A 25155-nucleotide genomic window follows, 5' to 3' on the forward strand; every position below is an offset into this window, starting at 1 on the left:
GGCGTGGGCGCCCGGCTCAGGAGGCGAGCAGCGTCTTCAGGTCCGACACCATGGCCGGCACGCCCGCGCCGTAGCGCGCGTAGAGCCGCAGGCGGCCTTGCGGGTCGTAGATGTAGCTCGCGGCCGAGTGGTCCATGGCGTAGCTGGTCGGCGTCTTGCCGTCGACCTTCTTGTAGTAGACCTTGAAATCTTTCGCGAGGGCGACGAGCTGCTCGGGCGTGGGGATGAGGGCCACGAAGCTCGGGTCGAACGCGCCCATGTAGGCCTTGAGCACCTCAGGCGTGTCGCGCGCCGGATCGACGGTGACGAACAACACCTGCAGCTTGCTGCCGTCGGCGCCGAGCTGCTGCTTGACCTGCGCCATCTCGGTCATGGTGGTCGGGCAGACGTCGGGGCACTGCACATAGCCGAAGAACAGCACGACCGCCTTGCCCTTGAAGTCGGCCAGCGTGCGCACCTTGCCGTCGGCGTCGGTGAGCGAAAAGTCCTTGGCGTAGTCGGCGCCCGTGATGTCGACCGCCTGGAAGCTCTGCTTCGGTTGCTGCTCGCCGCAGGCCGACAGGCCCAAGCCCAAAGTGGCCGAGGCGGCCACCCAGCCGGCGGTGGCGGCGATCGATTTCAGGGCATTGCGCTTGTTCATGGGCAGACGGTCCGGTCAGCGGAGGTAATGGTCGATGAGCAGCGCCGCGAACAGCACGCTCAGGTGGATGAGCGAAAACCGGAAGGTCTTGCGCGCCAACGCGTCGGAGTAGTTGCGCCACAGCGCGAAGGCATAGCCGGTGAAGCCGATGCTCACGCCGATGGCCACCGCGAGGTAGAGCCAGCCGCTCATGCCGTAGATGAAGGGCATCAGGCAGGCCGCGAACAGGATGAAGGTGTACAGCAGCACCTGCAGCCGCGTGAACTCGTTGCCGTGCGTCACGGGCAGCATCGGCAGGCCGGCCTTACGGTAGTCCTCGACGCGGTACAGCGCCAGCGCCCAGAAGTGCGGCGGGGTCCACAGGAAGATGATCAGGAACAGGATCAGCGCCTCGGGACCGACGTCGCCCGTCATGGCCGACCAGCCCAGCACCGGCGGCATGGCGCCCGAGGCGCCGCCGATCACGATGTTCTGCGGCGTCAGCGGCTTCAGGATGACGGTGTAGATCACCGCGTAGCCGACGAAGGTGGCGAAGGTGAGCCACATGGTCAGCGGGTTGACCGTGAACCACAGCAGCGCCGAGCCGGCCGCGCACAGCAGGGCCGAGAACACCAGCGCCTGCATGTCGCTGAGCTGCCCGCGCGCCGTGGGACGCCAGGCGGTGCGCTTCATCTTGGCGTCGATGCCCTTCTCGACCAGGCAGTTGAACGCCGCTGCCGCACCGGCCACGAGCCAGATGCCGATGCAAGCCAGCACGCCGCGTTGCACGTCGGCCCACGACGGCAGCCCGGGCACGGCCAGCACCATGCCGATGAGCGCGCAGAACACGATCAGCTGCACCACGCGCGGCTTGGTGAGCGCGTAGAACTGGCGCAGCACGTTGGCGGTGCTGGTGTGCTGAACGGGAATCGGGGTGCTCACGCGGTGGCTTTCTTCGGTTGGGGGGTGCCGCGCGCATTGTCGACGGCGCGAGGAATCGGTGCAGCCGATCCAGCGACAACGCTTTCGCGGCGGCTTTCGCACAGCGCCCAGGTCAGGGCTACCGCCAACGCCGCGGCGCCGCCGGTGTGGAGCACGGCCGCGGCCAGCGGCCAGCCGAGCAGCACGTTGCCCAGGCCCGTGGCCAGCTGCAGCAGCGCCAGGCCGGCCAGCCAGTGCGCCTGTGCGCGCAGCGCCTCGAGGCGGCGCAGGCGCCAGGCCAGCAGGCCGAGCGCCACGAACACGGCATACGCCATGAGGCGGTGCGCGTAGTGGATGGCGGTGAGCGCGGAAAAGTCGAGCGGCTGGCCGTCGCCGGTCACGCCGAGGTGCCGCCAGATCTCGAAGCCCTGTGCGAAGTTCATCGGCGGCCACCAGCTGTCCTGGCAGGTCGGGAACTGCGTGCAGGCCAGCACCGCGTAGTTGGTGCTGACCCAGCCGCCGAGCGCGATCTGCAGCACCAGCAGCACCGCCGTGGCGATCAGCCCGTTGCGCAGGGCCGGCGACACGGCCGTGGGCAGGCGCTGCGCCGCCACCTGGCGGTAGCGCACGGCCTGGATGCACAGCAGCGCGAGCAGCACGATGGCGCCCATCAGGTGCATCGTGACGATGGCGGGGAACAGCTTCCAGGTGACGGTCATGGCACCGAAGGCACCCTGCAGGCAGACCCAGACCAGCGTGGCCGCGGGCCACCAGGCGCTGAGCACGACGTGGTGGTGCGCGCTGTCGACCGGCGGCGCCGGCTGGCGCCGCTGGCGGCGGCGCACGATCCAGGTCGCGCCGGCCAGCGTGAGGATCAGCACCCCGACGCCGGTCGCGAGGTAGCGGTGGACCATTTCGATCCAGGCCTTGCTGTGCGTCACCGGGCCGGTCGGCTGGGCCGCCTGCGCCATGGCGATCTCGTGGCGCGCGCCGGCCGGGCTGGCGTTGCCGTAGCAGCCGGGCCAGTCGGGGCAGCCCAGACCCGAATCGGTGAGCCGCGTGAAGGCGCCGAAGAGCGTGAGGTCGAAGGTGAGGAACAGCGTGAGCACGGTCAGCGCATGCAGGCGCCGCGCGGGGCCGGAGCCGGCATTGCGGCGCCACACCCAGACCAGCGGGCCGAGCGCGAGCAGCACGCCGGCGGCCATCATCCAGGCGATCGGCGTGAGGTCGTAGAGGGAGCGCGTGTCCATCGGGCGATTGTTCGTGCGGGGCTCAGCGGCCCGCTTCGTCCCACGAGGACGAGGCACGCAGCAGGCGGTCGATGTCGCGCTTGGCGCGGCTCGCGCCGGCGGCGTCCATGCGGGCCGGGAAACGCATCATCCAGTTGCCCATCGGATCGACCACGTAGAGGTGCTCGGGCAGCGTGTGGCCCTTCACGGGCGCGAGCCAGCGAGCCAGTTGGTCGGCCGGCACGCGCAGCACGGTCGCGCCGTGCAGGCCGTTGGTCAGGCGCTCGGGCACGGGTGCGGCGTCACTCACGAGCCAGACGCGGTCGAGGCGGTCTTTTTCGCGGCCCAGGCTCTCGCGCAGCTGGCGCTGCAGGTACAGCTGCTGCTCGCACAGCGCGTCGCAAGCTGCGTCGGCCACAGCCACCAGCAGCCACTGGCCCTTGAGCGTGGCCAGTTCGACCGGCGCGCCGTTGCGGTCGGTCGCAGTGAGGCGGGGCATCTCGTGCTGCGGATCGATCAGCTCGCCGTACACGCTGCGGCCCTCGGGCCGGATCACGTAGTAGGTGAAGTACGAGGCGATGACGGGTGCCGCGCACATCAGCAGCACGGCGATCATCTTCCAGCGCCCGTGGACCGTGCGGCGGTTCTCGGCTTCGTCGAGCGCCTGGCCCGGCGACGGCATCGAGTGCACCGTCAGGCCCAGCGGCTCGTCAGAGGCTGCGGCCATCGCGTGCGCGGCGCCGCGCGCGCCGGAAGGGGGAGATGAATTGGAACCAGACATAGAGGATGACAACGAGGGCCGACAGGCCGAACCACTGGAATGCGTAACCGTAGTGCCTCTCGAGGCCCAACGCCGGGGCCGGCCAGTCGCGCTGCAGGCCCTCGGACGCCGGCCCGCTCTGCTGCAGCGACACGTCGGTGCGCAGCGGCAGCTGGGTCTCGGCACGGAATGCCTCCAGGTCGAGATTTTGCCGGATGGGGGAAGACCCCTGAATGCCCGGTGCCGGAGCGCTGGGGCCGGACGTGGCCTGCGCCGCCGGGGCCGGCGCGGGGGCCGATGCAACGGGCGCCGGTGCGGCCTTGGCGCCGAGTTCGAACAGATGGCTCGGCGGCGGCTCGATCAGCGCCGTGAGTTCGACGATGCCGGGCGGCGTCTCGACCACGCCGAGCTGTGTGCGGTCGACAAAATTGCGCTGCACCCAGCCGCGCTGGACCATCACGGTCTGCTCGCTGCCTTCGAGCGCGAAGGGCGTGAGCACATAGAAGCCCGGCGTGCCGTGCATCTGGCGGTTGTCCAGGTAGACCGTCTGCGCCGTGAGCCACAGGCCGCGCAGCTGCACCGGGCGGTGCAGCTCGCCGACCGCTTCGCCCAGCGCGAGGAACTCCGCCTGCGACATCGGAGGTTTCTGCTTCTGCGCGTCGATGCGGGCCTGCAGCGCTTCTTTCTGCGCGGCGCGCGAGAGCTGCCAGCGGCCCAGCGACACCGTCGCCCCCAGCGCCAGCACAGCCGCCAGCGTGACGATCAGGAAACGGCCCCGCCCTGCGCGGCCGCGCGGCGTGGCCGAGGAGGAAACGAGAGGCTCGGAAGGCGCGGGGGTCACTGGAGCGGACGGGGCGTGCGGCCGATAATGCGGGTCATGAAATACTTCGTCGCCCTGATCTTTCTGGGCATCTTCGCGAGCCTCGCCTTCGCGCTCTACTTCATGCTGAAGGACGGTCGCGACGGGCAAAACAAGCGCGGCGGCATGGCCCGCGCGCTCACCTTTCGGATCGGCCTGTCGGTCTTTTTGTTCCTGTGCATGCTGCTGGCCTGGAAACTCGGCTACATCCAGCCCACCGGGCTCCCGCTCGGGAAGTAACAGATGGTGCTCGTTCCACGAGAACCATGAAAAAGGCGCCTTACGGCGCCTTTTTTCTGGAATGCCGTGAGGTTTGTCGCTCAAAGCCAATAGACCAGCACGTACAGGCCCAGCCAGACCACGTCCACGAAGTGCCAGTACCAGGCCGCGCCTTCGAAGCCGAAGTGACGCTCGGCCGTGAAGTGGCCCTTCTGCAAGCGCAGCGTGATGAACAGCAGCATCAGCATGCCGATGAACACGTGCAGGCCGTGGAAGCCGGTCAGCATGAAGAAGGTCGAACCGTAGGTGCCCGAGCTGAGCTTGAGGTTCAGTTCGGTGTACAGGTGGTAGTACTCGTAGCCCTGCACGCCCAGGAAGATCACGCCCAGCACCACGGTGAGCCACATGAAGCGGATGCACTGTGCACGGTGGTCGGCGCGCAGCGCGTGGTGGGCGATGGTCAGCGTCACGCCCGAGCTCAGCAGCAGCGCGGTGTTGATGGTCGGCAGCCAGAACGGGCCGACGGTCTGGAAGGGCTCGATGATGCCGGCCGGCGAACCGGTGACACCGGCGGCGACGCTGGGCCACACGGCCTTGAAGTCGGGCCAGAGGATCGCGTTGTCCAGGCTGCCGAGCGTCGGCAGCGCGTGGGTGCGGGCCCACCACAGCGCCGTGAAGAAGGCGCCGAAGAACATCACTTCCGAGAAGATGAACCAGCTCATGCTCCAGCGGTACGAGAGGTCGATCTTGTGGCCGTACTGGCCGCTCTCGCTCTCGCCGACGGCGGCACGGAACCACACGAAGAGCGTGCCGAGCCAGATCACCATGCCCAGCAGCAGCGACCAGGCGCCCCACTGGTGGCTGTTGATCCATTGCCCCGCGCCGAGGATCACGAAGAACAAGCCGATCGCGGACACGACCGGGTAGGCCGAGGGTCCGGGCACGAAGTAGTAGGGCGTGGTGCCGTGGGTGGTTGAACTCATATCAGCTCCTGGCTTTCTTTCTTCTCTCGATTCAATGATTCTGGAGATCGTGGTTTTTATCTTCGGCTCAGCAGGCAGCGCTCAAGCGGACGCGACCACATGCCGCACCAGCAGCACCAGCCCGACCACGAAGACGATCACTGCCGCAAACGCCACCACGATGACGTGCAGCGGATTGAGCTTGCCCAGGTCTTCCTTGTAGGCGCTGTTGCGGCGCACTCCGAAGAACGACCAGCCCACCGCCTTCATCGTGTCCCACAGCGTGGGCTTGCGGCGCGGGCCATCGGGCGCGGGCGATGGAGAGGGCGAGGTCACGAGCGCGGCTCATCGGCGACAACATGCGAAACGGCGGCCACCGGGGCCGGAGGCGTCTTGCCGCCCACCTCGAAGAAGGTGTACGACAGCGTGATGGTCTTGACGTCCTTCGAGATCTTGGGGTCGATCACGAAGGCGACCGGCCACTGCTTCTTCTCGCCCGCATCGAGCGTGTATTGGTTGAAGCAGAAGCACTCGAGCTTGTTGAAATGCGCCGCGGCCTGCTGTGGCGCATAGCTGGGGATGGCCTGCGCGGCCATGCGGCGGTTCTGCGTGTTCTGGAACTCGTACATCACCGTGTTCAGCTGGCCCGGATGCACTTCGATGAAGCGCTCGGCCGGCTTGAAGTCCCACAGGCCGCCGCGCACGTTGGAGTCGAACTCCACCTTGATCGTGCGGGTCATGTCGACCTGCGTGTTGTCCGGAACGCGCACGTTCTTGGCGCCGCTCGCGCCGCCCGGCACCTGCAGTTCGGAGAGCGCGAGGATGTTGATGCCGGTCATTTCGCAGATCGCGCGGTACATCGGCACCAACGCATAACCGAAGGCGAACATGCCGCAGGTCACCACGGCCAGCTTGCCGACCATGCGGACGTTGGCGCGGCGGATGCGTTGGCCGAGGCTCATGCTGTTACTTCCGTTCAGGGCGTGCGATGCGGCGCGGTCAGCGTCCGCTGAACCAGACCATGCGGACGATGAAGCCGATGAAGAAGATCACCGCGATGGAGGCCAGCGTGAGCCCCATGCGTCGGTTGTTCTTTCTTTGGTCAGGCGTTGTCATCGTCGTGCAGTCGCTGTGCTTGTCCGGCTTGCGCGGGTGATCAGCCGATCACCTTGGTGGCGGTCGCGTCGAGCTTGGGCGGGTTCTCGAAGGTGTGGAACGGGGCCGGCGACGGCACTTCCCACTCGAGGCCTTCGGCCGCTTCCCAGGGCTTCTGAGCCGCTGCTTCACCCTTGCCGCGCATCGAAGGCAGCACGATGAACAGGAAGAAGTAGACCTGCGCGAAGCCGAAGAAGAACGCGCCCACCGAGGCGATGGCGTTGAAGTCGGCGAACTGCATGGGGTAGTCGGCGTAGCGACGCGGCATGCCGGCCAGCCCCAGGAAGTGCATCGGGAAGAAGGTGACGTTGAACGAGATCAGCGACCACCAGAAGTGGACCTTGCCGCGCGTTTCGTTGTACATCACGCCGGTCCACTTGGGCGCCCAGTAGTAGAAGCCCGAGAACATGGCGAACAGCGAGCCGGCCACCAGCACGTAGTGGAAGTGGGCCACCACGTAATAGGTGTCCTGCAGCTGCGTGTCGATCGGTGCGACCGCGAGGATCAGGCCGGTGAAGCCGCCCATCGTGAACACGAAGATGAAGCCGACCGCGAACAGCATGGGCGTCTCGAAGGTCATCGAGCCCTGCCACATCGTGGCGATCCAGTTGAAGATCTTCACGGCCGTGGGCACGGCGATCAGCATCGTCGCGTACATGAAGAACAGCTGGCCCGTGAGCGGCATGCCGGTCGTGAACATGTGGTGGGCCCACACGATGAACGACAGGATGGCGATCGACGAGGTGGCGTACACCATCGAGGCGTAGCCGAACAGGCGCTTGCGGGCGAAAGCCGGTACCACCTGGCTGATGATGCCGAAGGCCGGCAAGATCATGATGTAGACCTCGGGGTGGCCGAAGAACCAGAAGATGTGCTGGTACATCACCGGGTCGCCGCCGCCGGCGGGGTTGAAGAAGCTGGTGCCGAAGTGGCGGTCGGTCAGCGTCATCGTGATGGCGCCGGCGAGCACGGGCATCACGGCGATCAGCAGGTACGCGGTGATGAGCCAGGTCCAGCAGAACATCGGCATCTTCATCAGCGTCATGCCGGGGGCGCGCATGTTGAGGATGGTCACGATGATGTTGATCGAACCCATGATCGACGAGGCGCCCATGATGTGCATCGCGAAGATGCCGGCGTCCATCGAGGGGCCCATCTGCAGTGTGAGCGGTGCGTACAGCGTCCAGCCGGCCGCGGGCGCGCCGCCGGGCATGAAGAACGAACCCGCCAGCATGATGGCCGCCGGGATCAGCAGCCAGAAGCTGAAGTTGTTCATGCGCGCGAACGCCATGTCGGATGCGCCGATCTGCAGCGGGATCATCCAGTTCGCGAAGCCCACGAAGGCCGGCATGATCGCGCCGAACACCATGATCAGGCCGTGCATGGTGGTGAACTGGTTGAACAGCTCGGGGTTCACCATCTGCAGGCCGGGCTGGAACAGCTCGGCGCGGATCAGCAAGGCCAGCACGCCGCCGATCATCAGCATCGTGAAGCTGAACAGCAGGTAGAGCGTGCCGATGTCCTTGTGGTTGGTCGCGAACACCCAGCGGCGCCAGCCGGTGGGCGCGTGGTGGTCGTGATGCTCGTCGTGTGCGTGGCCGCCGGGGGCGTGACCGTGGGGGTCGAGGACTGCGCTCATGTCGTTGTTCCTTGCAATTTCTTCTTCGCGGGGCGCCGTCGGATCACTTGCCGCGCAGGGCCAGCACTTCAGCCGGCTGCACCAGCTGGCCCGTCTTGTTCGACCAGCTGTTCTTGGTGTACGTGGCCACGGCCGCGAGGTCGGTGTCGCTCAGCTGCTTCCAGGCAGGCATGGCACCGTTGTTCTGGCCGTTCAGCAGCACCAGCAGCTGCACCTTGTGGTCAGGATCGGTCACCTTGGTTGCGCCGTCGAGCGGCTTGATCGGGCCCGCGCCCTTGCCGTTGGCCTGGTGGCAGGCCGCGCAGTTGGCGGCATAGACCTTCTCGCCGCGTGCCAGCATGTCGGGCAGCGTCCAGACCTTGGTCGGATCGTCGAGCTTGGCGGCGGCTTCCTTGCGCTTGGTGTCGACCCATGCCGTGTAGTCGGCGGCCGAAACCACCTTCACGTGGATCGGCATGTAGGCGTGTTCCTTGCCGCACAGTTCCTGGCATTGGCCGTAGTAGTCGCCCACGGTTTCGGCGCGGAACCAGGTGTCGCGCACGAACCCGGGAATGGCGTCCTGCTTGAGGCCCAGCTGCGGCACGGCGAAGGCGTGGATCACGTCGTTCGCGGTGGTGATGATGCGGACCTTCTTCTGCACCGGCACGACCATCGGGTTGTCGACCTTGAACAGGTAGTCGTCGGGCATGACACCCTTGGCACCGGCGTCGGACATGGCGCGCTGCGAGCTGTCGAGCGTCGAGATGAAGGCCAGGCCCTCGCCTTCGCCGTTCAGGTAGTCGTATCCCCACTTCCACTGGTAGCCCGTGGTCTTGATCGTGAGGTCGGCGTTGGTGGTGTCCTTCTGGGCCACCAGCACCTTGGTGGCGGGCAGCGCCATCACGATCACGATGAGGAAGGGAACGATGGTCCAGATGACCTCGACCACCACCGATTCATGGAAGTTGGCGGCCTTGTGGCCGACCGACTTGCGGTGCTTCCAGATGGAATAGAACATCACCGCGAACACGGCGATGAAGATGACCGTGCAGATGATCATCATGATCGTGTGGAGCAGATGCTGCTCCTGCGCGATCTTGGTCACGCCGACCGGAAGATTCAGCTGGCGCACCGAAGGGCCGCCGGGCAGATCGTTGACTGCGTGCGCCGCGTTGCTGAACGCCGCGCCGGCCGCCAGCAACAGATTCGCCGGCCTGTACTTATTGCGCCAAATGCTCTTCATCGTGTTCACGTTTCTTCAATTTTTCGAAAACCCAACCGTGCAGCACCGCGCGAGCCCCCTCAGGCGCCACGCAACGCCATGCGAATCTCGCGCGCCAATGCGGCTCGCAACTCCGGGCGTACATAGCGCCCCACCCTGACCGATCGACCCTGCCCCGAGACCTCGATCAGTGAACGATCGGCGGTCTGCGGTTCGATCCGCACCTGGTGCGGAAGAAATTCCGTGCGCTCGTAGTGCCCACCGTTCTCGAGCTCCACGACGAGGCGTCCGCCTTGCAGCGCGATCCGTTCGCCATCGGTGGCATGCCGCGCGTACATCATGAACGCAAAGCCCACCGCGGCCAGTTCGAGCCAGGCGAATGGCAATACCAGCGGCGCACCGTGCAGCCAGAACACCATGCCCGTTCCCAGAGATACCACGCACAGCGAGGCGTAGAGCCAGGCCAGCTGGCTCGGCGTCACCGAGCAATTTCGTTTCAGGAACCAGTGGATGTTCTGGCCTGAGACGGTGGCAAAACGAAACACGGAATTCGACACGGGCGAGTTCAGCAAATCGGTGCGTCGATGGTGGCCAAACCCCTCGTACAAACAGGATCCGACACCCCTCGATCACGGGACAATACCCGCGAGTTTCACGCAACGGCGGATTGTAGCGGGTAGAGCGCGCCCCTCGCGCACCGAATGAGGGCCGGCGCGTCGCTCAGGCGCCAGGGCGGCCGCGCTGGAGCATCGATCGCATCTCGCGCAACGACACCGCGCTCTCGGGCGACAGCGCGACGCGCGGCGTCGGCTTGAAGGCGTGGCCGTAGATGACCTCGAAGGTCAGCGCGATGCGGCCCTCGCCTTCCGCGGCCGGTGCCAGCTCGGGCAGGGCCTGCTTGAGCGCCCGGTGCCAGGCCTTGCCGCGCAGTGCCGGGAAACGCGCCGGGTGCAGGTTGCGCCCCAGGGTGCGCAGCTCGGCCAGCGCGGCCTCGGGGGTGGCCCAGGTGAGCACGATGCGCTCCATGTCCATCACCGGCTCGGCGAAGCCGGCGTGCACGAGCATGTCGCCCCAGTCGTGCATGTCGGTGTATTCATGGCCGGCGGCGGGCCAGCCGAGCCGGGCATGCAGCGCCCGCAGCTCGCGCACGGTGTCCGGGCCCAGGCAGGAGAACATCAGGAAGCCGTTGGTCGCGACCAACCGGTGCCACTGCGCGATGAGCGCCTCGGGGTCGGCGGCCATGTGCAGCGACATGTTGGCCCAGAGCAGGTCGACGCCGTCTTCGGGCGTGGCGTCGAAGCGGGCCTTGCCGCCCTGCCAGCGGCGCGCGCTCCACCAGGGCGCGGTCAGCGCTTCGCCGGTCCGTTCGGCCAGCGCGGGCTCGGGTTCGATGACGAAGGCTTCGGCGTCGCGGTAGCGGCGGGCCAGCAGCGCGTGGGCTTCGAGGCCGCCGCGCAGCGGCGACCAGTCGGCCCAGGTGCGGGGCTGGGCCTTGATCCATTGCAGCCGGTCTTCCATCCGGCGGCCGATTTCCTCGTGCAGCCAGGGCGAGCCCTCGGCGGGCGCGAGCCGGTGCCAGCGGTCGGCCGCCGTGGGATCGATGGTCGGCGGTCTTCTTGCGGGGTCGGTGGCCATGGGGCCGTGAGTATATTGAGGCATGCACAACCGCCGGGCCCTGAGGCCTTTCACCTCGCTGCTTGCCCGGCTGCCCAGCCAGTGCGAGGTCTGCCGCGCCTGGCCCGCGCAGCGCGTGTGCGACGCCTGCGTGGCGCGTTTTGCGCCGCCGACCGCGCGCTGCGGCGGCTGCGCCCTGCCGCTGCCCGAGGGCGTGGCCCGCTGCGGCGAATGCATCAGGCACCCGCCGCCGCTCGACGCCTGCCTGGCGGCCTGCACCTATGCGTGGCCGTGGCCCGATTGCATCGCCCAGTTCAAGTTTCGCGGCGAGGCGGGCTGGGCCGGCCCGCTGGCCACCCTGCTGCGCAGCGCGCCGTGGGTGGAGCCGGCGCTGGAGCAGTGCGACCTCGTGCTGCCGATGCCGCTGGCGCCCGGCCGGCTGGGCGAGCGCGGCTTCAATCAGGCGCTCGAACTTGCCCGCCGGCTGGCACCGGCCAAGACCGATGCCACCCTGCTGCTGCGCACGCGCGACACGCCCGCGCAGAGCGGCCTGCCGCGCGCCGACCGGCTGCGCAACCTGCGCGGGGCTTTCGCCGTGGAGCCGCTGCGCGCCGACAGCCTGCGGGGGCGGCGCGTGGTGCTGGTGGACGACGTGATGACCAGCGGCGCCTCGCTGTTCGCCGCGGCCGCCACCCTGCGCCTCGCGGGCGCGGCCCACATCACCGGCGTCGTGCTGGCGCGGACCGATCCGCCGCGCTGATCTCACCGGCGGCGCCCGCGACAATCGGTGCATGTTCCATATCGTCCTGGTCCACCCCGAAATTCCGCCGAACACCGGCAACGTGATCCGGCTCGCGGCCAACACCGGCTGCACGCTGCACCTGGTGGAGCCGCTCGGCTTTTCGATGGACGACCGCCTGCTGCGCCGCGCCGGGCTCGACTACCACGAGTACGCCGAAGTGAAGCGCCACGCCGACTGGGCCGCATTGCTGGCCACGCAGCAACCGGCGGCCGACCGCATGTTCGCGCTGACCACGCGCGGCACCCGCGCCGTGCATGACGTGCGCTTCCAGCCCGGCGACTGGCTGGTGTTCGGCTCGGAAACTGCCGGCCTGCCGCCGCCGATCCGCGACGGCTTTGCCGAGCCGCAGCGGCTGCGATTGCCGATGCGCGCCGGCCAACGCAGCCTGAATCTGTCGAACGCGGTGGCGGTCACGGTGTTCGAGGCCTGGCGGCAGAACGGGTTCGGCTGACGCCGTTCTCCCTTCGCGCGGCAGGGGCACATCCGATCGGCGCCGGGCAGCGTATGAGAAGGCATGCCGGTGATTCGCACTGGCATCCGTCCCCTCAACGTTGACTGCCAAGGAGTTCCGCCATGCACACCACCACCCTGCGCCTCGTCACGCTCGCCGCCCTCGCCTTCGGCGGCGGCGCCCATGCTTTCCAGGGCGAACAGAACCCGCTGCCGCCCGCGCCCTTCCAGTCGTCGCTGACGCGCGCCGAGGTCCAGGCGCAAGCCATGCAGCCGCTGCAGATCAGCAACGGCGGCACCGGCGTGGCCCGCCCGACCTCGGGCAATGTCGACCGCGCCGCGGTGCGCGCGAGCGCCGTCGGCATCACCCGGCAGGGCGCCGCCACCTACGGCGAGGTCACCGACCGCCGCATGTAAAGAGAAGAAGAGAAGAAAAAACCGCTCAGGGAAAACGGCGCACAACCGACTCGGCGACGCACGCCGGCTTGGCGGCGCCTTCAAGTTCGATCGTGGTTTCCCAGGTCATCTGCAGGCCGTCGTTGGGAATCGGCTCGGCGCTCAGCAGCTTCATGCGCGCGCGCAGGCGCTGGCCCACCGGCACCGGCGACATGAAGCGCACGCGGTTGAGGCCGTAGTTCACGCCCATGCGCGACTCGACCACGTCGATGGCCGTCTCGAAGAACTTCGGCAGCAGCGACAGCGTGAGAAAACCGTGCGCGATCGGCGCGCCGAAGGGGCCGGACTTGGCCCGCTCCACATCGACGTGGATCCACTGGTGGTCGCCGGTCGCCTCGGCGAACTGGTTCACCTGCTGCTGCGTCACGCTGATCCAGTCGCTCACGGCGACTTCCTGGCCGACGCAGGCGGCGAGATCCTGAAGGGTCTGGAATGTCTTTTTGGTCATGCGGGGCATTCTGGTGCCAAGGGCTCAAGGGTGGCTGTCGGGCTTGCGACAACCGGGAATCGGGGAAATCCAGGGGTCAGGCGTCGAGCCATTCGCAGATCGGCTGCCACTGTTCCAGGTCGCGCTGCACGCGGCCCGGCGCGATGTCGAACAGCGTGAGCCCGCGCGCGGCCAGCTGCACGTAGTTCTGCGTGTCGCGCAACTCGCCCAGCACGGGCACGCCCAGGCCGGCAATGAACTCGTGCAGCCGGTCGGCCGCCAGCGTGCGCGCATTCACGCGCATGCCGACGAGGCCGATGCGGGTTTTTTCGGCGCGGCGGCTTTCCATCAGGCGGTCGAGAAAATCGCGCGTGGCGTAGATGTCGAAGATGCCCGGCTGCAGCGGCACGATCACGCGATCGGCCAGCGCCAGCACCTCCTTGAAGCGCCAGCCGTGCAGCCCGGCCGGCGTGTCGAGCACCGCATGCGTGGTGCCGCGCGGCGGGCGCACCACGGTGCTGTCGCCGGTGGCTTCCCAGGTGGCGATGGCGCGGGCCTGCGGCGGGCGCAGGCCGAGCCACATCCGGGAAGACTGCTGGCGGTCCACGTCGCCGAGCATCACGGCATGGCCGCGGCTTGCGAAATAGCCCGCGATGTTCGTTGCAATCGTCGACTTGCCCACGCCACCCTTGGGATTGGCGACCAGAACCACCGGCATGAGGATCTCCTCCAGAACTGGGACAGGGCTGGATGGTAGTCGCCCCGGGTTGCGCGTCGGCGGCGGCGGGCCGTCTGCGTTATGTTCACCCCATGACGACAACAACATCCCCGGAGAACCCCGGCCGCATCTACGTGCTGGCGGCCCACCCGCACTGGCGCGACTCGCGCGTGAACCGCCGCTTGTTCGCCGCGGCACAACGCGTGCCGGGTGTCGACGCGAACGACCTCTACGGCACCTACCCCGATTTCGCCATCGACGTCGAGGTCGAACGCGAGCGGCTGGCCCGCGCGGACCTCGTGGTGCTGCTGCACCCGATCCAGTGGTACTCGATGCCGCCGCTGCAGAAGCTCTGGGTCGACGACGTGCTCGGCTACGGCTGGGCCTACGGCCCCGGCGGCACCGCCCTGCAGGGCAAGGACTGCTGGCTGGTCGCCACCACCGGCGGCCCGGAGCCCAGCTATCACCCGCAAAGCTACAACCGCTATTTCTTCGACGCCTTCCTGCCGCCCTACGAGCAGACCGCCGCGCTGTGCGGCATGCGCTTCCTTCCGCCGCTGATGCTGCACGGCGCACGCCGCGTCAGCGAGGCCGAGGTGGCCGCGCACGTCGAGGTGTTCGTGCAGCGCCTGGAGAGCTACCCGGTCTGGCCGGAGATGGACGAGCTCGATGCCTGCATCGCCTGCCCGGTGCCCGAAACCGACCGCCCTGCCGAATCGGACGACGTGAACAAGGTGGTCGCCGGCGCCTTCCACAGCGCGATGACGCACGGCCTGGCCGTCGCCAACGGCAGCACCACCAACAACAAGGCGGCCTGAGCATGGAACACGCACCCGCCTGGCTGACCAGCAGCCTGATCTATCTGAGCGCCGCCGTGCTGGTGGTGCCGCTGTCCAAAGCCCTGGGCCTGGGTTCGATCATCGGCTACCTCGTGGCCGGCATCGCCATCGGCCCGTGGGGCCTGGGCCTCGTGTCCAGCGTCGAAGAGGTGCTGCATTTCGCCGAATTCGGCGTGGTGCTGATGCTGTTCCTCGTGGGCCTCGAGCTCGAACCCAAGCGCCTGTGGAGCCTTCGCCGGCCGATCTTCGGCTGGGGTTCGGCGCAGGTGCTCAGCTGCGCGGCGGTGCTGTTCGCCGTCGGCTGGGCCGTGGGCGCGCCGTGGCGCGTGGCGCTGGTGGCCGCGCTCGGGCTGGCGCTGTCGTCCACCGCCATCGCGCTGCAGGTGTTCGGCGAACGCAACCTGCTGAAGACGCCCAGCGGCCAGGCCGGCTTCTCGATCCTGCTGTTCCAGGACGTGGCCGCGATCCCGATCCTTGCGCTGCTGCCGCTGCTGGCCAGTGCCACGGCGGCCGAGCAGTCCATCAGTGGCCTGGACCGCGCACTCGAAGCACTGAAGATCGTCGGCGTGATCGCCGGCATCATCCTCGGCGGCCGGCTGCTGCTGCGCCCGATCCTGCGCTGGATCGCGCGCAGCGACACGCCCGAGATCTTCACCGCCGCCGCGCTGCTGCTGGTGGTGGCCATCGCGGCGCTGATGCAGTTCGTCGGCCTGTCGATGGCGCTGGGCGCCTTCCTGGCCGGCGTGCTGCTGGCCGAGAGCGAGTACCGGCGGGAACTCGAGACCGACATCGAGCCCTTCAAGGGCCTGCTGCTGGGCCTGTTCTTCATCGCGGTGGGCATGTCGATCAACTTCGGCGTGCTGGTGGCCAACCCCTGGGTCATGGCGATGCTGGTGGTGAGCTTCCTGGCCATCAAGCTGGTCGTGATCTACGCGCTGGCCAAGGCCATGGGCCTGGCCTACCAGGAGCGGCCGGTGTTCACGCTGCTGCTGGCGCAGGGCGGCGAGTTCGCCTTCGTGGTGTTCCAGGCCGCCGGGCCCGACGTGCTGCCGCCGCAGACCACCTCGCTGCTGATCGGCGCGGTGGCGCTGTCGATGCTGCTGTCGCCGCTGCTGCTGGTGCTGCTCGACAAGTTCGTGCTGCCGCGCTACAGCCGCACGGGCGGGCCGCAGCTGGACGAAATCTCGGAGCAGCAGGACGCCAAGGTGCTGATCTGCGGCTTCGGCCGCTACGGCCAGATCGTCGGTCGCCTGCTGATGTCGCAAGGCCTGCAGGTGACGGTGCTCGACCACGACGCCGACACCGTCGAGGGCCTGCGCCAGTTCGGCTTTCGCGTGTTCTACGGCGACGCCACGCGGCTCGACCTGCTGCGCACCGCGGGCGCGGGCACGGCGCGCGCCATCGTGGTGGCGGTGGACGACATCGAGCAGTCGCTCGACATCGTCGACCTGGTGCGCGAGAACTTCCCGCAGGCACGCATCGTGGCGCGTGCGCGCAACGTGACGCACCTGTTCCAGCTGCGCGACCGCGGCGTGCAGGACATCGAGCGCGAGGTGTTCGAGTCGTCGCTGCGCAGCGGCCGTTCGACGCTGGAGGCGCTGGGCTGGCCGGCGGCCGAGGCGCGCGAGGCGTCGATGCGTTTCCGTCAGCGAAACCTCAAGCTCAGCGACGAGATCTACCCGCACTACAAGGACCGCGCCAAGCTGATCGCCGCCAACAAGGCCGGCCGCCAGCAGTTCGAGGAACAGATGGCCCGCGAGCGCGAAGAGCGCAAGCTGCGCTCAGGCCAGGACTGGGACCGGCTCGGGGAAGACGAACCGGGCGACGCGAAGGCGCCCTGAGGCCAGCCTCCCGGCCGCGTCAGACCGGCACGGTCAGGTACACGCCCTCGCGACCGATCACCGGCGCGCGGGTCGGCATGAAGATCGTACAACCGTCGCAGGGCGAGCGGATCTCGCGCCCGGCCTGCACCGCGATCAGCGCGCCCTGGTCGAAGGTCTCGAAGCCGAGCACGGGCCGCACGAACGCGAAGTCGTCCGAGGTCACCATGTGGACCTCGAGCAGCCGGAAGCGGCGCGCGGCCACCGCCACGCGCGGCATCGGATCGATGAGCCCGAGGTGCGCCAGGAAGCGCAGCGACACGTCGGTGGCCAGGTCGGCGGCCGACTGCGCGAAATGCTGGCCGCATTCGACCACCACCGCACCGCCGTCGATGCCCGGCTCGCCATGGCGGCCGTACGCCGTCACGCCCGTGCCCGGCGCGGCGCCGACAGGCATCACGAGGTGCACCGGCGGACCGCCGACCGCCTGCGCCAGGCCTGCATTGCGCTCGAACTCCGGGTAGACCCAGAAGGGCTGCACGGGCGCGCGCGTGGAATGGATGTCCAGCACGTAGTCGGCCGCGTCGAGCACCGGCCGCAGTTCGCGCGCGCGGCGCAGCTCGGGGCTGTGCTCGGTGCCGTCGAGCAGCGCGGGCGACCAGATGCGGTTCAGGTTGTGCACCAGCTGGCGGTTCTCGTAGGGCTGCGCGATGTCGAAGGCCTCGTAGGCCTCGACGTTCGCGAAGCTCACGGTGAGCGTGCCGATCTTCGGGCGCACGCCGCGGTCGAGCAGGTGCGTGGCCGCGACCATGCCGCAAATCTCGTTGCCGTGCGTGAGTGCGTTGATGAGCACATGCGGGCCGGGCTTGCCCGACGCGAAGCGGTGCACGTAGTCGATGCCGGTGTTGCCCTGCCGGTAGGCCGAGAGGTCGCGCGGCAGCACCTCGATCGGCGCGGTGTCTGGTGCAAAGTCGGGCGTGAGGGTCGGCAGTGTCTGCGTCATGAAACCAGCCGCCCGCTCACTCGCCGCGGATGCCGGCGCGCTTGACCATCTCGCCGTACAGCGCGAGCCGCTCCGACATCATGGCCGTGAACTGCGCGGGCGACTGCGCCTCGGGCGCGAGCGAGCCGCGTGCCACCAACCCCTCGACCATCGCCGGCTGCTCGGCCACCGTGCGCACGGCCTTGTGCAACGCGGCGATGACTTCGGGCGGCGTCTTCGCGGGCGCGGCCAGGCCGATCCACGACGTGGTGTTCAGCACCGGGTAGCCCAGTTCGGTGAAGGTCGGCACGTCGGGCAGCGCCGCGACGCGCGTGGGCGAGGCCACGGCCAGTGCGCGCAACTTGCCGGCCTGGATGTGCGGGAGGAAGGGCGCGAGGTTGTCCAGGCCGAACTGCACTTCGTTCGAGATCAGCGCGGTCACCAGCGGGCCGCCGCCGCGGTAGGGCACGTGCGTGGCGTTGAGCTGAAGCTGCGACTTCATCAACTCGACGTTGAGCTGGCCCATGCTGCCCGGCCCGGCGCTGCAGAAGTTGAGCTCACCGGGGCGCGACTTCACCAGCGCCACGAACTCCTTGAAGGTCTTGGCGGGCACGGCTGGGTTCACCAGCAGCACGTTGATGGAGCGCGCGAGCTGGCTGATCGACAGGAAATCCTTGATCGGGTCGTAGCCCGGGTTGGCCTGCGTGAGCGGGTTGGCCAGGTGCGAGCTCTGCGACGACACCACGAGCGTGTAGCCGTCGGGCTTGGCACGCGCCACCTGCGCGCTGGCGATAGAACCACCGGCGCCGGCGCGGTTGTCGATGACCACCGGCGTGCCCAGCGCCTTCGACAGCGGCTCGGCGTACAGCCGCGCGATCAGGTCGACCGAGCCGCCGGCCGGGAACGGCACCACCAGCGTGACCGGGCGGGACGGAAAGGCCTGCGCACGCGCCGACAGCGGCAGCAGCGCCGCCGTCAGGCCGGCGCCGAGGATCTCGCGCCGGCGGGGGGCGGGCACAGCGGGGGTGATGGAACGCATGGCAATGTCTTTCTTTCTGCAGAAGGAGCGGGCAATCGGGCGGACGGGTCCGGCCGAAATCGTGCATTCATTTTTGCAAGATGGACTTATTTTTGCAATACTCGTTGCAAACATGAGGTTTCTCCGATGCCGCACGCAGACAGCTCCGCCGCCCCCAGCCTGAACCAGCGCATCTCGGGCTACGGCAAGAAGCTCACGAAGAGCGAACAACGCCTCATCGAGGAGTTGCAGGCGCACCACCCGCAGGGGCTGCTCGAATCTGCAACGAGCCTTGCAAGGAAAGTGGGCACCAGCGCCTCGACGGTGGTGCGGCTGCTCGCCAAGCTGGGCTACACGAGCTACGCGCAGGCGCAGATGGAAGCACGCGCCGAAGTCACCGCCCTGCTCGCCTCGCCCGCCACGCGCGCCGACGCGGTCATCGGCGACGACACCTCCGTGCGCAGCTGCCTGGACAACGCGCTGCTGCACGACCAGCACAACCTCGCCGCCACCTTCGCGGCGCTCGACGTGAACGCGTTCGAGGCGGCGGTGAAGCTGCTCACGCAGCGCAAGGTGCGCGTGCATGTGCTCGGGCAACGGCATGGCGTGCCGCTGGCCAGCCACCTGGCGCTGCACCTGAACCTGTGCCTGCCCGACGTGCGGCTGCTGGGCGGCGCGGGCCCGCTGCCGCTCGAAGACCAGCTGCTGCGCATCGACGAACACGACCTGCTGCTCACGCCCACCTTCCGCCGCCACTCGCTCGCGATTGCGCGCACGGCCGCGTACTTTCGCGAACGGGGCGCGAAGGTCGTCATGGTCACCGACAGCCCGACGGCGCCCGCAGCGGCCTCGGCCGATCATTTGCTGCTGGTGCGCACCTCCAGCGCGTCGCCGTTCGATTCGTACACGGCGGCGCTGTCGGTCTGCAATGCGTTGATCACCGCGGTGGCGCAACGCCGCAAGAAGGAACTGGCCGTCGCGTTCGAACGCGGCGCGCCACTGTGGGAGCCGCAGTGGAACGACGCGGCGCCCCGCGCCGCCTGAACGTCAGGCCGCGGGGGTTTCGAGCTTCAGCAAACGCACCGCGTTGTCCTTCAGGATGCCGGGCATCACCTCGGGCTTGAAGCCGGCCGCCTCGAAGTCGCGCATCCAGCGGTCGGGCGTGATCAGCGGGTAGTCGCTGCCGAACAGGATGCGGTCTTTCAGCAGCGTGTTGGCGTACTGCACCAGCTGCTTCGGAAAGTACTTGGGGCTCCAGCCCGACAGGTCGATCCACACGTTGGGCTTGTGCGTGGCCACGCTCAACGCCTCGTCCTGCCAGGGGAAGCTGGGGTGGGCCATGACGATCTGCATGTCGGGGAAGTCGATGGCCACGTCATCCAGGTGCATCGGGTTGCTGTACTCCAGCCGCAGGCCGCCGCCGCAGCGCATGCCCGAGCCGATGCCGCTGTGGCCGGTGTGGAAGATGGCCGGCAGCTTGTATTCGGCGATCACCTCGTAGATCGGCCAGGCCATGCGGTCGTAGGGGTGAAAGCCCTGCACGGTCGGGTGGAACTTGAAGCCCTTCACGCCGTGCTCTTCGATGAGCCGCCGCGCCTCGCGCGCGCCCATCTTTCCCTTGTGCGGATCGATGCTGCCGAAGGCAATCATGATGTCGCTGTTCTGCGCCGCGGCCTCGGCGATCTCTTCGTTCGGAATGCGCCGGCGGCCCATGTTCGACTCCGCGTCGACCATGAACATCACCAGCCCGATCTTTCTTTCACGGTAGTACGCCACGCTCTCGGCGATGGTGGGGCGCCCGCTCGAGCCGAAGTACTTGTCAGCGGCGCGGTCGTATTCCTCGCCGTAGTTGTCGAAAGGGTTCCAGCAACTCACTTCGGCGTGGGTGTGGATGTCGATCGCAATCAGGTTCCGTGGGTCCATGTCGTTGTCTCCGGTTCGGGTAAATCCCTAGGATTCGGGAGGCTCCAATGCCTTGAATTGATTATTTCTCATAACCATAATCCAACGCAACCCCGGACACCCTCATGACCCATCCAGACCTCCACCTCGACATCCGCGACGACGTCGCCATCGTTCGCCTCACGCGCGGCGCCAAGCGCAACGCGCTGTCCGACGGCCTGATCCTCGCGCTGCGCAACACCTTCGAGACGCTGCCCGCCACCGTGCGCGCGGCCGTGCTCGACGGCGAGGGCCCGCATTTCTGCGCCGGCCTGGACCTGAGCGAGCTCAAGGAGCGCGACGCCGGCCAGGGCATGCAGCACTCGCGCCTGTGGCACAGCGCGCTCGACCTGATCCAGCACGGCCCGGTGCCGGTGGTGGCGGCGCTGCACGGCGCGGTGGTCGGCGGCGGGCTCGAACTGGCGACCGCCTGCCACATCCGCGTGGCCGACCGCTCCACCTTCTACGCACTGCCCGAAGGCTCGCGCGGCATCTTCGTGGGCGGCGGCGGCTCGGTGCGCATCCCCAAGCTGATCGGCGTGGCGCGCATGACCGACATGATGATGACCGGCCGCGTCTACAACGCCGAAGACGGCGAACGCGCCAACTTTGCGCAGTACCTGGTCGACGAAGGCACCGCCTTCGACAAGGCCTTCGAGCTCGCCAAGCGCATCGCCACCAACGCGCCGCTCACCAACTACGCGCTGATGCACGCGCTGCCGCGCATCGCCGAGCAGTCGGCCGACCACGGCTTCTTCACCGAGGCGCTGATGTCGGGCATCGTCCAGGCCGCGCCCGAGGCCAAGGAACGCGTGCGCGATTTCCTCGAAGGCCGCGGCGCCAAGGTGAGCAAGGGATGACCGCCGTTCGATACCGCCCGCTGGCCTTCGGCGTGACGCGCGCGCTGCTGCGCGACGGCGCGCCGGGCACGCGCTACCTCACGGCCGAGACGCCGCTGCAGGCCTACCGCGAGCGCATGACCGACCGGCTCGCGCACTGGGCGCAGGTGGCGCCCGAGCGCACCTTCATCGCGCGCCGGGAGCGCCTGCCCGACGGCCGCACCGGCGACTGGCTGCGCGTGAGCTATGCGCAGGCGCTGGAAGAAGCGCGCGGTATCGGACAAGCCCTGCTCGACCGCGGCCTGAGCGCCGAGCGCCCCGTCGCGATCCTCAGCGAGAACGGCATCGAGCACGCGCTGCTGGCGCTGGGCTGCCTCTACGCCGGCGTGCCCTACTGCCCGGTGTCGCCGCCCTATTCGATCGTGAGCCAGGACTTCGACAAGCTGCGCCACGTGTTCGACACGCTCACGCCCGGCCTGGTGTTCGCTGCTGACGCGGCGCGTTTCGCCCGCGCCATCGAGGCCACCGTGCCGGCCGGCACCGAGGTCGTGCTCGCCGAAGGCACGCTCGCGGGCCGCGCCACCACGCGCTTCGACGTGCTCGCTTCCACGCCGGCCACGCCCGCCATCGATGCGGCGATGCAGGCCACCGGCCCCGACACCATCACCAAGTTTCTCTTCACCTCGGGCTCGACCAAAATGCCCAAGGCGGTGATCAACACGCACCGCATGTGGTGCGCCAACCAGCAGCAGCTGCGCCAGTCGATTCCCGCGCTGGGCGACGAGCCGCCGGTGCTGGTCGACTGGCTGCCCTGGAACCACACCTTCGGCGGCAACCACAACGTGGGCATCGTGCTGGACAACGGCGGCACGCTGTACATCGACGACGGCAAGCCCACGCCCGCCGGCATGGCCGAGACGCTGCGCAACCTGCGCGAGATCGCGCCCACCATCTACTTCAACGTGCCGACCGGCTTCGAGGCCATTGCGAACGCGATGGAAACCGACGCGGTGCTGCGTCGCAACCTGCTGTCGCGCGTGAAGATGTTCTTCTATTCCGGCGCCGCGCTCGCGCAGCCCGTGTGGGACAGCCTGCACCGCACGCAGGAGGCCGAAGTCGGCGAGCGCATCGTCATGGGCACCGGCCTGGGCATGACCGAGTCGGGCCCCTTCGCGCTGTACGTGACCGGCCCCGACGTGAAGTCGGGCGACGTGGGCCTGCCCGCGCCCGGCATCGAGCTCAAGCTGATCGAGGTCGACGGCAAGACCGAGGTGCGCTATCGCGGCCCCAACATCACGCCCGGCTACTGGCGCGCGCCCGAGGCCACCGCCGAGGCCTTCGACGAGGAAGGCTTCTTCTCCACCGGCGACGCGGTGAAGTGGATCGCCGACGACGACATCCACCGCGGCCTGCGCTTCGACGGCCGCATCGCCGAAGACTTCAAACTCGCCACCGGCACCTTCGTGAGCGTGGGCCCGCTGCGCGCGAAGATCATCGCGGCCGGCTCGCCCTATGTGCAGGACGCGGTGCTCACGGGCATCAACCTGAAGGAAGTCGGCGCGCTGATCTTCCCGACGCAGAAGGTGCGCCAGCTCGCCGGCCTGTCCGTCGACGCGACCATGCAGCAGGTGCTCGAAAGCGCGCCGGTGCAGGCGCACTTCCAGCAGGTGGCCAACGACCTGGCCGCCATGGGCACCGGCAGCGCCAACCGCATCGCACGGCTGCATCTGATGGCCGAGCCGCCGTCGATCGACAAGGGCGAAGTCACCGACAAGGGCTCCATCAACCAGCGCGCCGTGCTCAAGCACCGCGCCGCGCTGGCCGATGCGCTGCACGCCGACACGCTGCCTTTCACGCTCAAGCCCCGCTAACCCCATTCAGGAGACACACCCATGAAGATCGAAGGACAAGCCGCACTCGTCACCGGCGGGGCCTCGGGCCTCGGCGAGGCCACCGCACGCGAACTTGCGCGCCTGGGCGCCAAGGTCGCCGTGCTCGACCGCAATGCTGCCCTGGCCGAAAAGGTGGCGGCAGAAATCGGCGGCGTCGCCTGCGTCTGCGACATCACCGACACCGACAGCGTGAACGCCGCACTCGACAAGGCGGCTGCGGCGCACGGCCCTGCGCGCATCCTGATGAACGTCGCCGGCATCGGCAGCGCCAAGCGCATCGTCGGCAAGGACGGCAACCCCGCGCCCCTCGAAGACTTCGTGCGCGTGGTCAACATCAACCTGATCGGCGGCTACAACATGGCGCGCCTGTTCGCCGCGCGCTGCGCAAAGCTCGACGCGCTCGACAACGGTGAAAAAGGCGTGATGCTCTTCACCGCCTCCGTCGCGGCCTTCGACGGCCAGGTGGGCCAGCAGGCCTACAGCGCATCGAAGGGCGGCCTCGTCGGCATGACCCTGCCGATGGCGCGCGACCTCGCGCAGCACGCCATCCGCGTATGCACCGTGGCGCCCGGCCTCTTTGCCACGCCGCTGCTGCTGGAGCTGCCCGAGGCCGTGCAGCACTCGCTGGCCGCGTCGATCCCGTTCCCGCCGCGCCTGGGCAAGCCTTCGGAATTTGCCGAGCTGGCCTGCCACATCGTGACGAACGGACATCTCAACGGCGAAGTGATTCGCCTCGACGGCGCCCTCCGAATGGCGCCGCGCTGATCCCAGCCCCCCGCAGACAACCAGGAGACAAGACCATGACCACTCGACGCCAACTCATGACGGCGCTCGGCGGCACCGCCGCGCTCGCCGCATTGCATCCCCTTGCCGCACTCGCCCAGGCGGTGCAGCAGCAGGTGAAGATCTATTACGGCTTCCCGGCCGGCAGCGCGGGCGACAGCGTGGCCCGCCGCGTGGCCGACAAGCTGGGCAACACGCCCTTCACCACCACCAACCCGGTGGTCGAGAACAAGCCCGGCGCGGGCGGGCGCATCGCGCTCGACACGCTGAAGACCTCGCCGGCCGACGGCTCGGTGCTGTGTCTCGCGCAGGCCTCGGCGCTGTCGACCTATCCGCACATCTACACCAAGCTCAGCTACGGCATCTCCGACTTCGCGACCATCTCCATCGGCGCCGTCATGACGCACGGCCTGGCCGTCGGCCCGATGGTGCCGGCCAGCGTGAAGACGCTGAAGGACTACATCGCCTGGGCCAAGGCCAACCCCGGCCAGGCCAGCTACGGCTCGCCGGGCGCGGGCTCCACGCCGCACTTCCTGGGCGCGCTGCTGGGCCTGAGCACCGGCGCCGACCTGCGCCATGTGCCGTATCGCGGCTCGCTGCCCGGCATCAACGACGTGGTGGGCGGCCAGATCGCCTCCTGCCTCACACCCGCCGGCGACTGCCTGCCGTTCGCCAAGGCCGGCAAGCTGCGCGTGCTCGCCACTTCGGGTTCGCAGCGCCCGGCCTACCTGCCCGACGTGCCGACCTTCACCGAGCAGGGCTTCCCTGAAATCGTGGCCGACGAGTGGTTCGGTTTCTTCGCGCCCGCCAAGACGCCGGCCGCGACCATCGCTGTCGCGAGCACCGCGATCCAGGCCGCGCTGAAGGACAAGGCCGTGGCCGACGGCCTGCTGTCGGTCGGCCTCATCGCGCACGGCTCCTCGCCCGAGGAGATGAAGAAGTCGCTGCAGTCCGAGTACGAACGCTGGGGCCCGCTGGTCAAGAAGATCGGCTTCACCGCCGAGTCCTGA

General features: G+C 68.4%; 29 protein-coding genes. 11 read left to right on the top strand and 18 right to left on the bottom strand.

What is annotated here, in order from left to right:
• Positions 1–16: 16 nt before the first annotated feature.
• Genes RZE79_RS25505 through RZE79_RS25525 form a run of 5 tightly spaced genes read right to left on the bottom strand, consistent with a single transcriptional unit; the run spans position 17 to position 4370 of the window.
• Positions 17–640, bottom strand: coding sequence for an SCO family protein (locus RZE79_RS25505; RefSeq protein WP_153282188.1), 624 nt, complete (start codon positions 638–640; stop codon positions 17–19).
• Positions 641–655: 15 nt separating this feature from the next.
• Positions 656–1561, bottom strand: a complete 906-nt coding sequence (gene cyoE, locus RZE79_RS25510; protein WP_319357357.1) for a heme o synthase — start codon at positions 1559–1561, stop codon at positions 656–658.
• A complete protein-coding gene (locus tag RZE79_RS25515) occupies positions 1558–2790 on the bottom strand; it encodes a COX15/CtaA family protein (protein ID WP_319357358.1) in 1233 nt (410 codons plus the stop codon). The genes cyoE and RZE79_RS25515 overlap by 4 nt, the downstream gene beginning before the upstream one ends.
• A gap of 22 nt (positions 2791–2812) precedes the next feature.
• Positions 2813–3496 carry a hypothetical protein gene (locus RZE79_RS25520; protein WP_153282185.1) on the bottom strand — a complete coding sequence of 228 codons (684 nt, stop codon included), beginning with the start codon at positions 3494–3496 and terminating at the stop codon, positions 2813–2815.
• Positions 3480–4370: an SURF1 family protein gene (locus RZE79_RS25525; RefSeq protein WP_373696507.1), complete on the bottom strand. Its 891-nt coding sequence runs from the start codon at positions 4368–4370 to the stop codon at positions 3480–3482. The genes RZE79_RS25520 and RZE79_RS25525 overlap by 17 nt, the downstream gene beginning before the upstream one ends.
• Before the next feature lie 27 nt (positions 4371–4397).
• Here RZE79_RS25525 and RZE79_RS25530 point away from each other — a divergent pair, with 27 nt between their 5' ends.
• Positions 4398–4628: a twin transmembrane helix small protein gene (locus RZE79_RS25530; RefSeq protein ID WP_062481367.1), complete on the top strand. Its 231-nt coding sequence runs from the start codon at positions 4398–4400 to the stop codon at positions 4626–4628.
• Positions 4629–4708: 80 nt separating this feature from the next.
• Here RZE79_RS25530 and RZE79_RS25535 read toward each other — a convergent pair whose 3' ends face one another.
• The 8 genes from RZE79_RS25535 to RZE79_RS25570 all read right to left on the bottom strand — a co-directional run bounded on the left by RZE79_RS25535 (position 4709) and on the right by RZE79_RS25570 (position 11199).
• Positions 4709–5590 (bottom strand): cytochrome c oxidase subunit 3, encoded by an 882-nt coding sequence (locus tag RZE79_RS25535; RefSeq protein WP_153282184.1) that lies wholly within the window; start codon positions 5588–5590, stop codon positions 4709–4711.
• A gap of 81 nt (positions 5591–5671) precedes the next feature.
• Positions 5672–5905: a DUF2970 domain-containing protein gene (locus tag RZE79_RS25540; protein WP_373696508.1), complete on the bottom strand. Its 234-nt coding sequence runs from the start codon at positions 5903–5905 to the stop codon at positions 5672–5674.
• Positions 5902–6531, bottom strand: a complete 630-nt coding sequence (locus RZE79_RS25545) for a cytochrome c oxidase assembly protein (protein ID WP_095950886.1) — start codon at positions 6529–6531, stop codon at positions 5902–5904. The genes RZE79_RS25540 and RZE79_RS25545 overlap by 4 nt, the downstream gene beginning before the upstream one ends.
• A gap of 37 nt (positions 6532–6568) precedes the next feature.
• Positions 6569–6685, bottom strand: coding sequence for a cytochrome oxidase small assembly protein (locus RZE79_RS25550; RefSeq protein WP_228121980.1), 117 nt, complete (start codon positions 6683–6685; stop codon positions 6569–6571).
• Positions 6686–6725: 40 nt separating this feature from the next.
• The gene (ctaD, locus tag RZE79_RS25555; RefSeq protein ID WP_153282183.1) at positions 6726–8363 is read right to left on the bottom strand and encodes a cytochrome c oxidase subunit I; all 1638 of its coding nucleotides are present in this window, start codon (positions 8361–8363) and stop codon (positions 6726–6728) included.
• 43 nt (positions 8364–8406) lie between these two features.
• On the bottom strand, positions 8407–9585 hold the full coding sequence (coxB, locus tag RZE79_RS25560) for a cytochrome c oxidase subunit II (protein ID WP_319357359.1): 1179 nt from the start codon (positions 9583–9585) through the stop codon (positions 8407–8409).
• 59 nt (positions 9586–9644) lie between these two features.
• Positions 9645–10121 carry a DUF2244 domain-containing protein gene (locus RZE79_RS25565; RefSeq protein ID WP_319361295.1) on the bottom strand — a complete coding sequence of 159 codons (477 nt, stop codon included), beginning with the start codon at positions 10119–10121 and terminating at the stop codon, positions 9645–9647.
• A 163-nt stretch (positions 10122–10284) separates the two neighbouring features.
• The gene (locus tag RZE79_RS25570; protein ID WP_319357360.1) at positions 10285–11199 is read right to left on the bottom strand and encodes a biotin synthase; all 915 of its coding nucleotides are present in this window, start codon (positions 11197–11199) and stop codon (positions 10285–10287) included.
• A gap of 22 nt (positions 11200–11221) precedes the next feature.
• On the opposite strand from RZE79_RS25570, the gene RZE79_RS25575 reads away from it, so the two are divergent.
• From RZE79_RS25575 to RZE79_RS25585, 3 genes are all read left to right on the top strand, one after another.
• Positions 11222–11938 (top strand): ComF family protein, encoded by a 717-nt coding sequence (locus RZE79_RS25575; protein ID WP_319357361.1) that lies wholly within the window; start codon positions 11222–11224, stop codon positions 11936–11938.
• A gap of 31 nt (positions 11939–11969) precedes the next feature.
• Entirely contained in the window at positions 11970–12431 is a 462-nt protein-coding gene (gene trmL, locus RZE79_RS25580) for a tRNA (uridine(34)/cytosine(34)/5-carboxymethylaminomethyluridine(34)-2'-O)-methyltransferase TrmL (RefSeq protein ID WP_319357362.1), read from the top strand.
• Between the two features lie 122 nt (positions 12432–12553).
• Entirely contained in the window at positions 12554–12847 is a 294-nt protein-coding gene (locus RZE79_RS25585; RefSeq protein WP_153282178.1) for a DUF4148 domain-containing protein, read from the top strand.
• Positions 12848–12872: 25 nt separating this feature from the next.
• Here RZE79_RS25585 and RZE79_RS25590 read toward each other — a convergent pair whose 3' ends face one another.
• Both RZE79_RS25590 and RZE79_RS25595 read right to left on the bottom strand, forming a co-directional pair.
• The gene (locus tag RZE79_RS25590; RefSeq protein WP_099792714.1) at positions 12873–13343 is read right to left on the bottom strand and encodes a MaoC family dehydratase; all 471 of its coding nucleotides are present in this window, start codon (positions 13341–13343) and stop codon (positions 12873–12875) included.
• A 67-nt stretch (positions 13344–13410) separates the two neighbouring features.
• Positions 13411–14031, bottom strand: a complete 621-nt coding sequence (locus RZE79_RS25595) for a ParA family protein (protein WP_319357363.1) — start codon at positions 14029–14031, stop codon at positions 13411–13413.
• 92 nt (positions 14032–14123) lie between these two features.
• Between RZE79_RS25595 and RZE79_RS25600 the strand changes: the two genes are divergently transcribed.
• Both RZE79_RS25600 and kefC read left to right on the top strand, forming a co-directional pair.
• Positions 14124–14849, top strand: a complete 726-nt coding sequence (locus RZE79_RS25600) for an NAD(P)H-dependent oxidoreductase (protein ID WP_319357364.1) — start codon at positions 14124–14126, stop codon at positions 14847–14849.
• 2 nt (positions 14850–14851) lie between these two features.
• On the top strand, positions 14852–16711 hold the full coding sequence (kefC, locus tag RZE79_RS25605; RefSeq protein ID WP_319357365.1) for a glutathione-regulated potassium-efflux system protein KefC: 1860 nt from the start codon (positions 14852–14854) through the stop codon (positions 16709–16711).
• Positions 16712–16730: 19 nt separating this feature from the next.
• Here kefC and RZE79_RS25610 read toward each other — a convergent pair whose 3' ends face one another.
• Both RZE79_RS25610 and RZE79_RS25615 read right to left on the bottom strand, forming a co-directional pair.
• Entirely contained in the window at positions 16731–17693 is a 963-nt protein-coding gene (locus RZE79_RS25610; RefSeq protein ID WP_319357366.1) for a succinylglutamate desuccinylase/aspartoacylase family protein, read from the bottom strand.
• Positions 17694–17709: 16 nt separating this feature from the next.
• Positions 17710–18711 (bottom strand): tripartite tricarboxylate transporter substrate binding protein, encoded by a 1002-nt coding sequence (locus tag RZE79_RS25615; RefSeq protein WP_319357367.1) that lies wholly within the window; start codon positions 18709–18711, stop codon positions 17710–17712.
• Between the two features lie 126 nt (positions 18712–18837).
• Here RZE79_RS25615 and RZE79_RS25620 point away from each other — a divergent pair, with 126 nt between their 5' ends.
• The gene (locus tag RZE79_RS25620) at positions 18838–19734 is read left to right on the top strand and encodes a MurR/RpiR family transcriptional regulator (RefSeq protein ID WP_319357368.1); all 897 of its coding nucleotides are present in this window, start codon (positions 18838–18840) and stop codon (positions 19732–19734) included.
• A 3-nt stretch (positions 19735–19737) separates the two neighbouring features.
• Here the strand turns inward: RZE79_RS25620 and RZE79_RS25625 are convergent, their stop codons facing one another.
• Positions 19738–20613: an amidohydrolase family protein gene (locus RZE79_RS25625; protein ID WP_192193577.1), complete on the bottom strand. Its 876-nt coding sequence runs from the start codon at positions 20611–20613 to the stop codon at positions 19738–19740.
• 104 nt (positions 20614–20717) lie between these two features.
• Between RZE79_RS25625 and RZE79_RS25630 the strand changes: the two genes are divergently transcribed.
• Genes RZE79_RS25630 through RZE79_RS25645 form a run of 4 tightly spaced genes read left to right on the top strand, consistent with a single transcriptional unit; the run spans position 20718 to position 25155 of the window.
• Positions 20718–21491: a crotonase/enoyl-CoA hydratase family protein gene (locus RZE79_RS25630; RefSeq protein ID WP_099792730.1), complete on the top strand. Its 774-nt coding sequence runs from the start codon at positions 20718–20720 to the stop codon at positions 21489–21491.
• Positions 21488–23341, top strand: a complete 1854-nt coding sequence (locus RZE79_RS25635) for a feruloyl-CoA synthase (RefSeq protein ID WP_319357369.1) — start codon at positions 21488–21490, stop codon at positions 23339–23341. Before RZE79_RS25630 ends, RZE79_RS25635 begins: the two co-directional genes overlap by 4 nt.
• A 21-nt stretch (positions 23342–23362) precedes the next feature.
• Positions 23363–24127 (top strand): SDR family NAD(P)-dependent oxidoreductase, encoded by a 765-nt coding sequence (locus RZE79_RS25640; RefSeq protein ID WP_153282169.1) that lies wholly within the window; start codon positions 23363–23365, stop codon positions 24125–24127.
• Between the two features lie 35 nt (positions 24128–24162).
• Positions 24163–25155, top strand: a complete 993-nt coding sequence (locus tag RZE79_RS25645; protein ID WP_319357370.1) for a Bug family tripartite tricarboxylate transporter substrate binding protein — start codon at positions 24163–24165, stop codon at positions 25153–25155.

It is taken from the genome of Variovorax sp. EBFNA2 (assembly GCF_033802765.1).
Taxonomy (GTDB): domain Bacteria; phylum Pseudomonadota; class Gammaproteobacteria; order Burkholderiales; family Burkholderiaceae_C; genus Variovorax; species Variovorax paradoxus_H.